A 15,350-nucleotide genomic window follows, 5' to 3' on the forward strand; every position below is an offset into this window, starting at 1 on the left:
CGTCTCTTTGTTAACTATAAACATCATCAATCAAACTAATCAATCCAAATGAAAAAGACTATTTCATTAAGCATTCTTTTATTTGCTTTTTTTTCACTATCAGTTTACGCTAATCCAACAGATCCCAATGATGCAAAAAAAGGCACTATTTCAGGGAGAGTTTTAGACGCAAAATTAAAACAACCCTTACCTTATGTAAACGTTATTATCAAAAATACAACAGGAGAAACGTTAACCGGTGGCATTACTCTAGATAACGGATCTTTTAAAATTGAAAAAATTGAAGAAGGTAATGTTACCGTAAGCATACAATATATTGGCTACAAAACCTACAACAAAGCTGTTACTTTAAAACGAGGCAATTACAAAGTAGATTTAGGCGATATTTATCTTGAAGAAGAACTTGAAGATTTAGAAGCTGTAACCGTTGTTGCCGAAGTATCAACAATTCAACAAAAAGTAGATAGAAAAGTAATTACTATAGGTAAAGACCTTACCACTGCAGGCCCTACGGCAAGCGATATTATGAATAACCTCCCTTCTGTAAATGTAGACCAACAAACAGGTAACATCAGTTTAAGAGGAAATGAAAATGTTCGTGTAATGGTCGATGGTAAATTAAGTAATGTGCCTGTAGCGCAACTTTTAAGACAGATTCCCTCGACGTCTATTAAGTCTATTGAACTTATTACAAACCCTTCAGCGAAATATAATCCAGAAGGGATGAGTGGTATAATTAATATTAAACTACATAAGAATACTCAAATTGGATTCAACGGTAATTTTAACGTTGGCGTTACAAAGGAAATTTTTGCAAAATTCAATAGTTCTATCGATATGAACTACCGTAATGGCAAATTCAACTTCTACGGTAACTACGGTAACAATATTGGAAAATACGATAATTTCGGTTTTATAGATAGACTTGATGACGACTCACGTCAGGACTTCAAGTTTTTCAACAACAACCAATCGCACTTATATAAATTTGGTGTAGATTTTTATATGAATGACAAAAACACCATTTCGGTATTTACCAACCAAAATACCTTTAGCGGAAATGGTTTTGGCAACACCTTCCTTACATTCCCTGGTCCTATCAATCAAGCGCAACTTTTTGATAACATTACAGACAATATCTCTAGTCAATATAACGTAGCCTACAAGCATACCTTTAATGAGGCCGAAGACGAAACGCTAGATATAGAAATAGACCATAACAATTTTGAAAATGATGAAATTGCAAATTTCAATTTTAGAAACTTCAGCTTTCCACCAAACTACACAGATATGGTTGACACCAAAAGGGATCAAACTTTTATTAATGTGGATTATGTAAATCCATTAAATGAAAAAACAAAATTAGAAGTAGGATTGGAAGCGCGCTTTTTTAATTCTGATGTAGATTACGAATCTAGCGGACTAACCTTTGATGGACAAGGCAATATTATCCCAACACCAAGTACTGATTTTGAGTACAATAGAGATATTTTCTCTGCTTACGCTACCTACGGAAGAACCATAAATGAGAAATGGAACTATCAAGTAGGCGCACGTTTTGAACAGGTACTTGAGGATGCAGATGCCCTTCAATTTTTTAGTGACAATACAACTGCGTCTTTCCCTTTTGAAAATGAGTATTTCCAAGTATATCCTTCAATTTTTGTAAGCTATAAGGCCTCGGATAAAAACACCTATCAATTTAGTGCTAGTCGCAGAGTAGACAGACCAGGGCTACAACAAGTAAACCCTGTTAGGGAATGGGCCACACCAAGAGTATCTTCATTTGGAAATCCAGAATTATTGCCTCAGTTTACAAATTCAGTTGAGATAAACTACACACGTAAACTAAAAAAGGGAACTATAACCGCTGGTATTTTTGGGAGACTGATAGAAGATAATATTAATCGTTTTGTGCGCATAGATAGAAATAATATTCCTGCCGGAAATGCCATATTAACGTTTGACAATTTTGATAACACCACCGCTTATGGTGTAGAACTTTCCAGTAACTACAGACCGACAAAATGGTGGAGTTTAAATGGTAGTTTTGACTTGTACTCTCAAGAGCAAAGAGGTATTACCGAAATAATAGATACCGATGACTTGCCAAATGCAACTGAAGCTGATATTATAGCTCAAAACACAAAAGTGGATAATGTAGTATGGAATTTAAGATTGTTTAACAATTTTAAGGCCACTAAAAAATTAAATTTTTCGTTATTTACTATGTATCGCGGTGAAGAAAAAGGGATTCAGTTTACCAGAAAACCAATGTTTATGCTTAACACAGGAATGCGATATTCGTTTTTGGAAGAGCAACGTGCCACATTTAGCTTCAATTATAGTGACATCTTAAACACAATGAATTTTGAATTTGATGGCGTTACACCATTCCCTAGTCAAGGGCAGTTTAATTGGGAAAGCAATACTTGGAATATTGCGTTATCTTATAGATTTGGAGGTGGAAAATATAGAGCTTTACGCAGAAAACAAAGAGACGACAATACGAAACAAGGCAGCGGAGGCTTCCTATAAATTATTTTAATAATCTGATAATAGTTGATGGTTAGTGTTATATTTAGATTATTAAATAGAACCCCTGAAGTGAAACTTCGGGGGTTTGTGCTTTATATATCTCCAATAAGAATGTTAAAATTCGTTAAAATTAAAAACAGTTACAATAATAACCGATTCCAAACGTTATATAACAACCAAAAACCGTATTTAGTAATTATTTGAGTTAGTCGCTTTATTATAAGAATTCATTAAAACGGTTAGTGCGCTTCAGCGCATATAAACTCGGAATTCCAACAAATTTCGAGTTTTATTTTCGTATGAACTGGGTGAGAATAACTCAACTTAAAATATTTGTTTTGCTATTATCATCTAAATAAGCCATAAGAGCTTCTCTTTTCAAAATTTGTGTTAATTGAAACTGGTTGGTTAATAGCATTAAAAAATCCGAAACTGTATGAAAATACCAGTTTCGGATTTTTGTTTATAAAACAGATTTAATAAATTACCACTTCATAATAACACTACCCCAAGTAAATCCACTACCAAAAGCCGCCAAAACCACGGTATCGCCCTCATTAATCTTACCCTCTTCCCAAGCTTCGGTTAAAGCTATAATTACCGATGCAGCAGTAGTATTACCATATTTTTGAATATTATTAAATACTTGTTCGTCGCGCAATCCAAACTTCCTTTGTATAAATTGAGAAATCCTCAGATTTGCCTGATGTGGAATCAACATATCGATATCTTCCTTTTGAAGATTATTTACCTGTAAGCCTTCAACAATTGCTTCACTAAAGCGTACAACGGCATGTTTAAAAACAAATTGCCCATTCATATAGGGATAATATGATGTGTCATCGGGATCATTGGCTTCTAAAATTTCTGGCACCCAGTGCTTAATGCTTGGTCCCTCAACAACTAATTCCTCGGCATATTTCCCTTCAGAATGTAAGTGAGAAGATAGTACGCCTTTTGCATTATCTTCCGTTCTACTCATTACCGCGGCTCCTGCCCCATCACCAAAAATTACAGTTACATTTCTACCTCTGGTAGACTTCTCTAACCCTCCAGAATGGAACTCAGCACCAATTACCAAAACGTTTTTATACATTCCTGTTTTTATAAATTGGTCTGCTACGGAAACTGCATAAACAAACCCAGTACACTGGTTTCTGATATCCAAAGCACCAATGGTAGGCATTTCTAACATATCCTGAATTTGTACACCACAACCAGGAAAGTAATAATCGGGACTGAGGGTTGCAAAAACAATAAAATCTATATCATCCTTTGTTAATCCTGCACGTTCAATGGCAATTCTTGCAGCTTTTGCACCCATAACCGCCGAAGTATCTTCAGTGCCTTCCTTAATCCATCTACGCTCCTTTATCCCAGTACGTTCCTGTATCCACGCATCATTGGTGTCCATTAGTTTTGATAAATCATCATTGGTCACCACATTATCTGGTACATATTTACCAAGGCCAATTATTCTAGAATTATACATATCCCCGATTTTAGTTTAAACCAAAATACAAAATAATAATATCAAACATCAAATTCCAAAATACTAAATTCCAAAAACCAATCTCAAAAACTGAAAATCGTAAATCTTTAATGTCAGTTTGTCATATTTATCTACTTGGTACTTTTTTTGTCCTGTGTTGATTGATAAACCAAAAATAAAATTAATCAGATTCCCTTCTTCGAGGGAATGACAAATAAATTATTTACCATGACAAAAGGAAACATTAATGTATCGGTAGAGAATATCTTTCCGTTAATTAAAAAGTTCTTATACAGCGACCACGAAATATTTCTTCGTGAATTGATTAGTAATGCTACGGATGCGACACTAAAACTGAAGCATTTAACTAATGTCGGAGAAGCGAAGGTAGAATATGGCAATCCGCAAATTGAAGTTAAAATTGATAAAGACAACAAAAAGCTACACATTATAGATCAAGGTTTGGGTATGACAGCCGAAGAGGTTGAAAAATACATCAACGAAGTGGCTTTTTCTGGTGCTGAAGAATTTTTAGATAAATACAAAGATTCTGCTAAAGATGCTGGTATTATTGGTCATTTTGGTCTTGGTTTCTATTCTGCATTTATGGTAGCAGACAAAGTCGAGATAATCACAAAATCATTTAAAGATGAACCTGCAGCACATTGGACTTGTGATGGTTCACCAGAGTTCACCTTAGAAAAGGCAGACAAAACCGAAAGAGGAACGGAAATAATACTTCACATTGCAGAAGATTCTACAGAATTCTTAGAAGAAGCTCGTATTCGTGAACTTTTGAATAAGTATAATAAGTTTATGCCTATTCCAATCAAATTTGGAACGAAAGAAATAAACGATCCAGAGCACGAGCCAAAAACTACTAAGGACAAAGACGGTAAGGAAACTACTAAGGACAAAGACGGTAAGGAAACTACAGAACCACATCGACAAATCACTGTAGATGACATTATTAATAATCCAAACCCAGCATGGACAAAACAGCCAACAGATTTAAAAGATGAGGATTACAGCAACTTCTACAGAGAGCTGTACCCAATGCAGTTTGAAGAGCCTTTATTCAATATCCACTTAAATGTTGACTATCCGTTTAACTTAACGGGAATTTTATATTTCCCAAAGTTAACTAACGATATGCAAATTCAGAAGGATAAAATTCAGCTGTATCAAAACCAAGTATTTGTAACTGATAATGTTGAAGGTATTGTTCCTGAATTCTTAACGATGTTACGTGGTGTCATTGATTCACCAGATATTCCGTTAAACGTATCACGTTCTTATTTACAAGCTGATGGTGCAGTTAAAAAGATTTCATCTTACATCACCAGAAAAGTGGCGGATAAGTTGAAATCCTTATTCAATAACAATAGAGAGGATTTTGAATCTAAATGGAATGATATCAAAATTGTAATTGAATATGGTATGCTTTCAGAAGAAAAATTCTTTGAAAAAGCAGATGCTTTTGCTTTATACCCAACAGTTGATGGCAACTATTATACGTACCAAGAATTGTATGATAAAATAAAAGCAAATCAAACGGATAAGGATGATAAGTTAGTGATTTTATATGCTTCTGATAAAGATGCGCAACATAGCTATATTGAAGCTGCCAAAGCTAAAGATTATGAAGTATTATTACTAGATTCTCCAATAGTTTCACATTTAATACAGAAGTTAGAAACATCTAAAGAAAATATTTCTTTTGCGCGTGTTGACGGCGATCATATTGATAACTTAATCAAAAAGGATGACACCAAAATTTCTAAGTTGGATGAGGACCAAAAGAAAGCTTTGGACGAATTACTAAAAGAGGTGATTCCATCTGAAAAATTCATGGTGCAGTTAGAAGCTATGGATAGCAACGTAAACCCGTTTATCATCACACAACCAGAGTTTATGCGCCGTATGAAAGAAATGCAACAAACTGGCGGTGGCGGTATGTTTGGTATGGGCAATATGCCAGAAATGTACAACCTAGTGGTAAATACAAACTCAGACTTAATTGGTGATATTTTAAACACCAAAACACGCAAAAAACAAGAGCGTTTAATTAACCAAAGTTTAGATTTAGCACGATTATCTCAAGGTTTATTAAAAGGTGAAGAGTTAACAAACTTCATAAAACGTAGCTACGAGATGATAAAATAAGTTGATGCGCTGATACATTCAGCAACCACTATACATTTAAAACCACTTTGTGAAAGCAAGGTGGTTTTTTAGTTTGGATAATGAACTGTATAAATTCTTTTGCCTACCTTATCTTAAGAGTGGTAAGACTTCATTAAAACTAAATTTTATCTTTGTATTACACTAAGCAAAAACAAAGCGTTACATTAGTAATATGCAAACAAAACCTAACAACCTCAATACGTTTAGAATTCTTTATTTAGTGAAAGGAATTTTAACCATCTGCTTCTCACTATTCTTTATATTTTATGCGGGTATGGGGCTATTTTTTAATACAGCAATAGAACGTTCTCAGCAAGATGTTGAAATGCCTTTCAATTTCGGATGGCTTTTCGTTGCCATAGGTATTATCGGCATCATTGCTTGTGTTTCAATTGGTATTTTAAATCTCTTAACTTCAAAATATCTCAAGGAAATCAAAAACTACAACTTTATTTTCGCCATTGCCATAGTTAATTGCTTAACTGGTGTACTTGGAATTGTTCTAGGTGTTTTTACATTAATTGAATTAACAAAGCCTGAGATAAAAGAGTTGTTCGGTAAATAAATTAAGAATGCAATTGAAACCGATAAAGATTGGAAAACTAATTATTTCTCCAAAGAAATTTTTGGCACTTTTGGGCGCTATTTTCATTGTTGGTATTGGCATAGGCGTTACCGTAGCATCCAAAAACAACTCAAAGTTTCCCATAATTTTTTGCACTATCATTGCTGTAGCTATTATTGCAACAACGTTCTTCCGCAAAAACTCATTATAAATTAACATTTTATAATATTTCGTCTTTATTTAATTACAATTCACACCTGTCTATAAATTAAGCACTTACGATTAAAACCCCATTAGAAATATTTGATTATATTTAGAAAGACTAATCAAAAAACCTTCGCTTAATGGAATTACAAATTAAAGATTTGAGTAAAACTTACTCAAATGGTGTACATGCTTTAAAAAACGTTTCACTTAACATACCACAAGGTATGTTTGGCCTTTTAGGCCCTAATGGTGCCGGAAAATCATCGCTTATGAGAACTCTGGCAACACTTCAACAGGCCGACTCTGGATCCATCATGCTAGATGATATTGATATTTTAAAAGACAAAGGCAGAGTAAGAGAAATTCTGGGATATTTACCTCAAGAATTTGGTGTATATCCTAAAATTAGTTCTTATAACATGCTAAACCACATTGCCTCTTTAAAAGGTATTTCCAACAAGGATGAAAGAAAAGATTTAGTAGAATCGCTTCTAAATAAAACAAATTTATGGGATGTTAGGAATAAAAGTTTGGGTACTTACTCTGGTGGTATGAAACAGCGCTTTGGTATCGCACAAGCCCTAATAGGAGAACCCAAATTAATAGTTGTAGATGAGCCTACTGCTGGTTTAGATCCTGCAGAACGCGTACGTTTTCATAATTTACTAAGCGAAATTGGTGAGAATACCATAGTTATCTTATCTACGCATATTGTAGATGATGTTTCAAATCTATGTAATAATATGGCTATTATTTGCTTAGGAGAAGTAGTCGCACAAGGAAAACCTAGTGCTTTAATTGAAAACGTAAAAGGTAAAGTTTGGAAAAAAACCATTGACAAGTCAGAGATTGAAAATTACAAGCAAGAGATGCAAGTAATTTCCACACATCTGAAAAGTGGAGATACTGTTATTCATGTACTTAATGACAGCCAACCGGACAGTTCTTTTGAAGCTTGTGAAGCTGATTTAGAAGATGTATACTTCGCGGAAATCTCATCTAGAATGGATACTGCATTAGCATAATTGTTAAACCTTCAACTAAAACACTACAATTATGTTTAAAGAAATTTTCTTATTCGAATTAAAATATAGATTTAAAAGACCTGCTACTTGGGCTTATTTCGGAATTCTTTTGGTTTTTGGTCTTATTGTCGCCATTAGCGGTGATGTACCTGCTTCAGAAAAAGCTTATGTTAATGCACCAACAACCATCACCAGAATGCTTAGTATTATAAGCATATTTGGTATTATGCTGGCAAGTGCTATTATGGGCGTTCCTATTTACAGGGATATTGAACATAAAACAGAAAACTATTATTTCTCTTATCCGATAAGTGAAAAAGGATATATTTTGGGACGTTTCTTAGGATCTTTATGTATACTTTTTCTAGTTAGCTTAGGATTTCAAATAGGCTTGATTATAGGGTTTGCCATCGGGCCAAACGCAGGATTTACAGAGGCAGAACGCTTTATAACACTCAACCTTTGGCATTACATTCAACCCACACTTTTAATATATTGGACCAATTTCTTCTTTGCTGGTGCAATTTTCTTTGCATTAGTAACAATGACCAAACGAATAATGTTAGCATATGCAGGTGGCGCCATATTATTTATTGGCTATTTAATAACCTTAACGCTTACCCAAGATATTGAGAATAAAAATTTGGTTAGCATATTAGATCCTTTCGCTTTTGAAACGTTTAACAACATAACAAGATACTGGACGCCTGTTGAACAAAACACCCAAATATTACCACTAACAAGTGCATTGATTTGGAATCGTTTATTATGGGTAGGTATTGGACTTGTAGCCTTTTTATTTACATTTTTTAGATTCGATTTTATTAAATTCCTGAATAAGAAATTCAAAACAAAAAAGAAACATGAAAACCTAGACGCGTCAAACCCTACTGCAGCTTTAACTAAACTTCCTAAAGTATCGCAAGTTTTTTCAAGCGGACTAAGTATAAAGTTATTGTTCGACTTGGCTAAAATGGAGTTTAAAAACATCATTAGAGACAACTTTTTTAGGGCCATTCTCATTGCAGCACTTGCATTCCTATTATTTGATGCTTTCTTTGGATTCCCAATATACGGTACGCCCTCGCTTCCACTTACATACTACATGTTGGAAGTCAAAAATTTTAATTACAGTATACTCATTTTTGTACTTATCGTATTTATGACTGGTGAAGTACTTCATAGGGAACGTGGAGTGAATTATGATCAAATTTTCGGATCATTACCCTTAAAAAACAGAATAGTGTACGCCTCAAAGTTTTTAGCTTTGGTTATGATTAGTTTTATGTTAGTAAATCTCGTTTTATTAAGTGGAGTACTAGCACAAACCTTGCAAGGGTATTTTAACTATCAGTTCGATATGTATTTTACAGACTTGTATCTCATCGAGTTTCCTAAATACATCACATTTATTCTATTAGCATTTTTTGTGCATTCCATAGTTACCAAAAAATTTATGGGGCACGTTATCGCCATCGCTATTTGGGCACTGCTTTTTGGTATCAACGCGTTTTTAAAAGTAGACAATAATCTGTATTTATATGGATACACCCCTGGTTATACAGTTTCAGACATGAATGGTTTTGGCCATTTTGGGAAAGCCCTGTTTTGGTTTAAAACCTATTGGTTAGCTTGTGGAGGTGTATTGCTTGTAATTGGGTATTTATTTTGGAAACGTGGCACAGACTCTGGCAGAAAGGCTAGGTGGCAATTGGCTAAAGAACGTCTCAACTTACGAACTATTAGTACTGGCATTCTATTACTCGTGGTTTTTATTGGTTCGGGGGCTTTTATAAATCACAACACAAAAACTATTAACAAATATAAAAATGAAGAAGAGGGTGAAATAGCTCAAGCAGCATATGAAAAAACGTTAAGTAAATACGATAAAATTGCCCAACCCAAGGTTATAGATGTAAAGGTTAATGCAGACTTAACACCTGAAAATAGATCAGCCAGAATTAAAACCACCTATTTAATGGTGAATAAGACCAACGAAAACATAGATTCATTACACATAAATTGGGGAGCCGAGGGCTTGCTGAAAAAGGAGGTTAACACCTTTACAATTGAAGGGAAGTCACCAAAACTAGGAAATAGTTACGATGACTTTGGATATGAAATATACGCTTTAGATAAACCATTAAAACCAAATGATACTGTTACAATGGTATTAGACATTACGGGATACTATAAAGGTTTCCCAAATGAAGGCACGGGTTCGGCTATTGTGTATAACGGTACATTTTTGAATGACAATTTCTTTCCCTCTTTCGGATATAATGCTAACGCGGAAATGACAAGCGATTTAGATCGTAAAAAATATGGCTTACCTATTAAAGATTATCAATTACCAGAACAAGATGATCCTTGGGGCACCAGCAACCTACTATTTAATGACGATGCTGATTATATTACTTTTGAAGGTACGGTAAGTACAGCACCAGATCAAATAGCTGTAATGCCAGGGTACTTACAAAAAGAATGGGAAGAAAACGGCAGAAGATATTTTACCTATAAAATGGAAGGTGATTTGGATTTCTTTTACAATATTTCATCTGCAAATTATAATATTCATAAAGATATCTGGACTGGAAAGAATGGTGAAAAAGTGAATATAGAAATTTTTCATCATCCAACACACACTTATAACATAGATAGATTTGTTAAAGGTGTAAAGCATTCAATGGATTATTTCTCTGAAAATTATGGCCCTTATCAATACAGGCAAATGCGCATTTTAGAATTTCCCAGGTATGCCACCTTTGCCCAATCTTTCCCAAATACTGTTCCTTTTTCAGAAAGTTTTGGTTGGGTTGGTGATTTTAGTGATCCTGAAGATTTGGACTATGTATATACCGTTACTTCGCACGAAGTGGCACACCAATGGTGGGGACATCAAATTACCCCATCTGCAACAAGGGGCTCTAATCAAGTATCGGAGTCTATGGCAGAGTATTCCTCACTAATGGTAATGAAAAAAGAATATGGTATTGATGCGATGCAAGATTTTCTAAAAAGAGAACTTGACAATTATTTAAGAGGAAGAGCTAATGAAAGTAAGTTTGAAAAGACACTTCTTGATAATGACACACAAGCATATGTATGGTATAGAAAAGGTGGTTTAATTCTATATGCATTACAAGATTTAATTGGCGAAGACAACCTTAATAGTGGATTTAAGGCGTATACAGAAGCTGCGAGATACAGGCAAAAAGCACCGTTCACTACAACCAAAGAGTGGTATCACTATATGAACTCTGTAACACCAGATTCTCTAAAATATTATTTAGAAGATAGTTTTGAAAAAATAACACTTTACTCCAATAAAATCTCTAAAGCATCTTACAAAAAGCTGGCAGATGACAAATACAAAGTTACTATAACAGTTGAAAGCTCAAAGGAATATTTTGATGGTCTAGGAAAGCTTCTAAAAACAAGTGAAAAACCAAATTTATTAGATATTGGGATTTTTGATAACGATATCAAAAACAGCAACGGAATGACTATTAAATCTCCGCTCTTTATTAAAAAAATATGGGTGAAACCAGGAGAATCTACATTTACATTTACTACGGATAAATTACCTGTAAAAGCAGGAATTGATCCTTATAACAAAATGATTGATAGAATACCGGATGACAACCTTATTAGTGTAGAGGAAGAAACAGATTAATAGCTTAAAACTTTTAATAGAGCAGTAATATCTAAGCAGTTTTTTAATAAAAAGTAATTATCTTTCATCATAAAAGTAATGTAATGAATAACGATTACAATAATCCCGCGTTTAAAAAACTGCTTCAAAAGCTACAAGAAGAGAGTTGGCAGTTAGAATTGCTCATATCTGGATTTGCAATTTTCGGGCTTTTTACAGCTTTTGAACCCATTTCCGTAAGTGGGCAGGAAGCCAAAAATGCGGAACAAGTATATAAATTAATCATTTGTATCGTTGGGCTCATTTCTTGTGGCATACTTATATTCAATCTGTTATTACATGTACTTTTAAGAGGCTTGTGGATAGGTGCCCTTGGCTTGCGCTACGTTTCTGGGGATATTGATTATGAAAAGCTTAATTACAGCAATAAATTTACCAAATACCTAAAAAAAAGAGTTGGCTCGTTTGACAAATATATCGCTACGCTAGAGAATTATTGTAGTATTATTTTTGCCATCTCCTTTCTACTTATTTTCTATGTACTTGCACTTACCTTTACTATAATTGTTATCGCGTTAATTGGCAATTACATTATAGATAATGATAGTCTTCCTTCATGGGTTTCAAACGGTGTGGGTATTCCTCTAATGATTTTCTTTGTATTTGGTGCCTTATTTACATTTTTTGATTTCGTAACTCAAGGACTGCTAAAGAAGAAAAACTGGGTCTCAAAGCTATACTTTCCCATATATTGGGTGTTTAGTTTTGTTACACTTTCGTTTTTGTACCGACCAATTATCTATAATTTCTTGGATAATAAATTTGGTAGGCGCTTAAGTTTCTTATTAACACCTTTGTTTATTTTACTCTTTGTAGCTACAAGCTTTCGCTATAATAGCTCAAACTACTTTGGTAAAAACTTAAATTCTAATTCATACATACTCAATAATGACCATTATGAGGATTTATTAGACGAGAAGCTGGAGAACATTGATAATGTGATGATACAATCAAAAGTCATAAGCGATCCTTTTGTAAAAGTATTTGTAAAATATGATGACAACATTGAAGACCGAATGTTTTATTATAATCCAGGACTAAAACCAAAAAAGGACATACGTGGTGTAACCTCAGACATTGTTATAATTAATGACTTTGATAGAAAAATAAGAAAAGATAGCTTAAGAAAAGAATACATTAAAACCTTCAATAGTATCTATTTTGTAGCCATAGACAGCATAACCTATAAATCTGATTTTGTTGTCAGTAAAACAAAAAAGGGCACGCTTGGTTTTGAAACCTACGTAGGCATATCATCTTTAAGTGAAGGCAAACATTTGTTGGACTTAAGAAGATACCGCGTAGAGAAAGACAAGGACACCACTATTTTAAGAATTGAGCGTATTCCATTTTGGTATTATAAAAACTAACCTATTAAATTCTTAAAACAAGAAGAATTCCGCCGTAGAATATATATATTAGCAAAAATCGAGACATTCTCTCTTCATACATAAGGTAAATAGTATATGAATTTTACAAACCCATTAGTCTATGGGATTCCTTGTTTTCTGGGATTAATATTAGTTGAACTCACATATAGCAAAACTCACGACCATAAAAATCTTTACAACTGGAAAGACCTAGCATCTAGCCTTACTATGGGCATAGGCTCAGTAGTTTTAGCACCTTTAGTTAAAACTGTCTCTGCTATAATTATTTTTAATTATATGTATGAATTATTTAACCCTATGGTAGATGGTATTAGAACAAATATTATGGGATGGAAATCTTTTGGTTACTCATTAACCGTTTGGATATTGTGCCAGTTTTTAGATGATTTTACGTACTACTGGTTTCATAGGCAAAACCACATGATACGTTTTTTATGGGCAGCACACATTGTACACCATTCTTCTGATAATTACAATTTAGGAACAGCGGTTAGAAATGGCTGGTTTACTATTTTATACAAACCTTTATTTTATATGTGGTTACCAGCAATAGGTTTCCCTCCTGAAATGGTAATTGTATGTTTAGGTATAGAGGCCCTTTGGCAATTTCAGTTACACACAGCTTATATACCTAAATTAGGTTTTATCGAAAAAATATTTAACACCCATACGATGCATCAAGTACACCATGCTAAAAACTTGGAGTATATGGATAAAAACCATGGCGGATTTTTAAATATTTTTGACAAAATTTTTGGCACTTGGAAAGAGTTAGATGATGATATAGAAATTCAATATGGTGTTACCAAACCACCTAATTCATACAATCCGTTGGTAATCTTAACGCATGAGTACAAAGATATTTGGAACGATATGAAAAAGAGCTCTAATCCATATCATAAATTCATGTATGCCTTTGGGCCTCCAGGATGGAGCCACGACGGGAGCACACTAACGATTAGGCAAATGAGAGCAGAAGCTGCTAAACAAAGACAAGACTAACGAGTTTATATGAATAAAGTTCAAGATATTATTAATCAACTACAACTTAAGCCGCATCCTGAAGGTGGATATTTCAAAGAAACCTATAGAAGTACTGGTATTATTCCCCAAAAGTGTTTAGATTCTGAATTCATTGGAGATAGAACATATTGCACTGGTATATATTTTTTATTAACCTCAGATACGTTTTCAGCATTTCATCGCATTAATCAAGATGAAATGTGGCATTTTTACAAAGGTTCCCCTCTAACACTTCATATGATCTCTCCAGAAGGCGACTATTCAAAAATTAGTATTGGGAATGATATAGAAAACAGAGAAATGTTACAATTCGTAGTTCCTGCTAAATATTGGTTTGCTGGCGAAGTTAGTGGTGAAGATAGCTACGCTCTGGTTGGTTGCACGGTTGCTCCTGGTTTTGATTTTAGGGATTTTGAGATGCCCTCACGAGAAAACCTCATCTCATTATTTCCACAGCATTCAAAAATAATCACAAGACTTACGCGCTAATAACGAACTATCAAAAACTAAATAATAGCTCAGGGTTTGGACAATTCTCCATATAAAATTCCAAATCTTGCTTTGAGCAAACTCCAGGATAATCTCCAAAACTCCCTTGTAAATTCCTTATAACCTGAAAATGCAAATGTGGTGGATAGTCACCATTTACCCTTGCATCTCCCAAAGTAGCAATCTGTTCATTTTTGTTAAACCGCTGCCCAACTTTTAAATTTTTAATGGACTTTAAACTCAAATGTCCGTAAAGGGTATAAAACACCTCATCCAAAATACAATGTTCTAAAATTATCGTCGGTCCATAATCACCGTAGTTACTGTTATTTCTAAAACTATGCACAATGCCATCTAAAGGGGCATAAATTGGTGTTTCTGCAGCACACCAAAAATCTAAGCCCAAATGTATATCTCGCTTACTACGTGTATCATCAAAATGTTTACTACGGCTATAGATAGCACGCTTTTCAAGGTAACCACCATAGGCAACCGCGGCATCGTGTTTTTCTATAAACGTATCAATGTATATTGAAAAGGCTTCCGAAGAAGAAATATTAAAATTCTGTAGGTCTACATTGCCTTCTGATAAATCTATGGCAACATATTTTGATTTTGGAATGGAAGCATCTAAAACGTGAAGTGGTTGAGAGGAGATGCTTTTTAAGAAGTTGCAAAATTCACTTGAGGTCATTCATTTGTAATTTCCTCAAAGTTA

11 protein-coding genes are annotated in these 15,350 nt (G+C 34.0%); 9 read left to right on the forward strand and 2 right to left on the reverse strand.

Annotated elements, in window-relative coordinates:
• Window positions 1-48 precede the first annotated feature (48 nt).
• Window positions 49-2,538, forward strand: coding sequence for a TonB-dependent receptor domain-containing protein (locus EYD45_RS06330; protein WP_130963669.1), 2,490 nt, complete (start codon window positions 49-51; stop codon window positions 2,536-2,538).
• Between the two features lie 484 nt (window positions 2,539-3,022).
• Here the strand turns inward: EYD45_RS06330 and EYD45_RS06335 are convergent, their stop codons facing one another.
• A complete protein-coding gene (locus EYD45_RS06335) occupies window positions 3,023-4,030 on the reverse strand; it encodes a 3-oxoacyl-ACP synthase III family protein (RefSeq protein ID WP_130963671.1) in 1,008 nt (335 codons plus the stop codon).
• Window positions 4,031-4,258: 228 nt separating this feature from the next.
• Here EYD45_RS06335 and htpG point away from each other — a divergent pair, with 228 nt between their 5' ends.
• The 8 genes from htpG to EYD45_RS06375 all read left to right on the forward strand — a co-directional run bounded on the left by htpG (window position 4,259) and on the right by EYD45_RS06375 (window position 14,632).
• Window positions 4,259-6,196 (forward strand): molecular chaperone HtpG, encoded by a 1,938-nt coding sequence (gene htpG / locus EYD45_RS06340; RefSeq protein WP_130963673.1) that lies wholly within the window; start codon window positions 4,259-4,261, stop codon window positions 6,194-6,196.
• A 193-nt stretch (window positions 6,197-6,389) separates the two neighbouring features.
• Window positions 6,390-6,782: a hypothetical protein gene (locus EYD45_RS06345; RefSeq protein WP_130963675.1), complete on the forward strand. Its 393-nt coding sequence runs from the start codon at window positions 6,390-6,392 to the stop codon at window positions 6,780-6,782.
• A 7-nt stretch (window positions 6,783-6,789) separates the two neighbouring features.
• The gene (locus EYD45_RS06350; protein ID WP_130963677.1) at window positions 6,790-6,993 is read left to right on the forward strand and encodes a hypothetical protein; all 204 of its coding nucleotides are present in this window, start codon (window positions 6,790-6,792) and stop codon (window positions 6,991-6,993) included.
• 133 nt (window positions 6,994-7,126) lie between these two features.
• Window positions 7,127-8,014 carry an ABC transporter ATP-binding protein gene (locus EYD45_RS06355; RefSeq protein WP_130963679.1) on the forward strand — a complete coding sequence of 296 codons (888 nt, stop codon included), beginning with the start codon at window positions 7,127-7,129 and terminating at the stop codon, window positions 8,012-8,014.
• 31 nt (window positions 8,015-8,045) lie between these two features.
• Window positions 8,046-11,690: an ABC transporter permease/M1 family aminopeptidase gene (locus EYD45_RS06360; protein WP_130963681.1), complete on the forward strand. Its 3,645-nt coding sequence runs from the start codon at window positions 8,046-8,048 to the stop codon at window positions 11,688-11,690.
• A gap of 83 nt (window positions 11,691-11,773) precedes the next feature.
• A complete protein-coding gene (locus EYD45_RS06365) occupies window positions 11,774-13,099 on the forward strand; it encodes a hypothetical protein (protein ID WP_130963683.1) in 1,326 nt (441 codons plus the stop codon).
• A gap of 96 nt (window positions 13,100-13,195) precedes the next feature.
• Window positions 13,196-14,122 (forward strand): sterol desaturase family protein, encoded by a 927-nt coding sequence (locus EYD45_RS06370; RefSeq protein ID WP_130963685.1) that lies wholly within the window; start codon window positions 13,196-13,198, stop codon window positions 14,120-14,122.
• A 9-nt stretch (window positions 14,123-14,131) separates the two neighbouring features.
• Window positions 14,132-14,632: a cupin domain-containing protein gene (locus EYD45_RS06375; RefSeq protein ID WP_130963687.1), complete on the forward strand. Its 501-nt coding sequence runs from the start codon at window positions 14,132-14,134 to the stop codon at window positions 14,630-14,632.
• Between the two features lie 10 nt (window positions 14,633-14,642).
• Here EYD45_RS06375 and EYD45_RS06380 read toward each other — a convergent pair whose 3' ends face one another.
• Window positions 14,643-15,326, reverse strand: coding sequence for a peptidoglycan DD-metalloendopeptidase family protein (locus EYD45_RS06380; protein WP_130963688.1), 684 nt, complete (start codon window positions 15,324-15,326; stop codon window positions 14,643-14,645).
• Between the last annotated feature and the right edge of the window lie 24 nt (window positions 15,327-15,350).

Source organism: Hyunsoonleella flava, from assembly GCF_004310325.1.
Classification (GTDB): Bacteria; Bacteroidota; Bacteroidia; order Flavobacteriales; family Flavobacteriaceae; genus Jejuia; species Jejuia flava.

Bases quoted from the DNA above. Each gene is read 5' to 3' on its own strand.
- EYD45_RS06330 (WP_130963669.1), top strand. From the start codon at position 49: ATGAAAAAGACTATTTCATTAAGCATTCTTTTATTTGCTTTTTTTTCA.
- EYD45_RS06335 (WP_130963671.1), bottom strand. From the start codon at position 4,030: ATGTATAATTCTAGAATAATTGGCCTTGGTAAATATGTACCAGATAAT.
- htpG (WP_130963673.1), top strand. From the start codon at position 4,259: ATGACAAAAGGAAACATTAATGTATCGGTAGAGAATATCTTTCCGTTA.
- EYD45_RS06345 (WP_130963675.1), top strand. From the start codon at position 6,390: ATGCAAACAAAACCTAACAACCTCAATACGTTTAGAATTCTTTATTTA.
- EYD45_RS06350 (WP_130963677.1), top strand. From the start codon at position 6,790: ATGCAATTGAAACCGATAAAGATTGGAAAACTAATTATTTCTCCAAAG.
- EYD45_RS06355 (WP_130963679.1), top strand. From the start codon at position 7,127: ATGGAATTACAAATTAAAGATTTGAGTAAAACTTACTCAAATGGTGTA.
- EYD45_RS06360 (WP_130963681.1), top strand. From the start codon at position 8,046: ATGTTTAAAGAAATTTTCTTATTCGAATTAAAATATAGATTTAAAAGA.
- EYD45_RS06365 (WP_130963683.1), top strand. From the start codon at position 11,774: ATGAATAACGATTACAATAATCCCGCGTTTAAAAAACTGCTTCAAAAG.
- EYD45_RS06370 (WP_130963685.1), top strand. From the start codon at position 13,196: ATGAATTTTACAAACCCATTAGTCTATGGGATTCCTTGTTTTCTGGGA.
- EYD45_RS06375 (WP_130963687.1), top strand. From the start codon at position 14,132: ATGAATAAAGTTCAAGATATTATTAATCAACTACAACTTAAGCCGCAT.
- EYD45_RS06380 (WP_130963688.1), bottom strand. From the start codon at position 15,326: ATGACCTCAAGTGAATTTTGCAACTTCTTAAAAAGCATCTCCTCTCAA.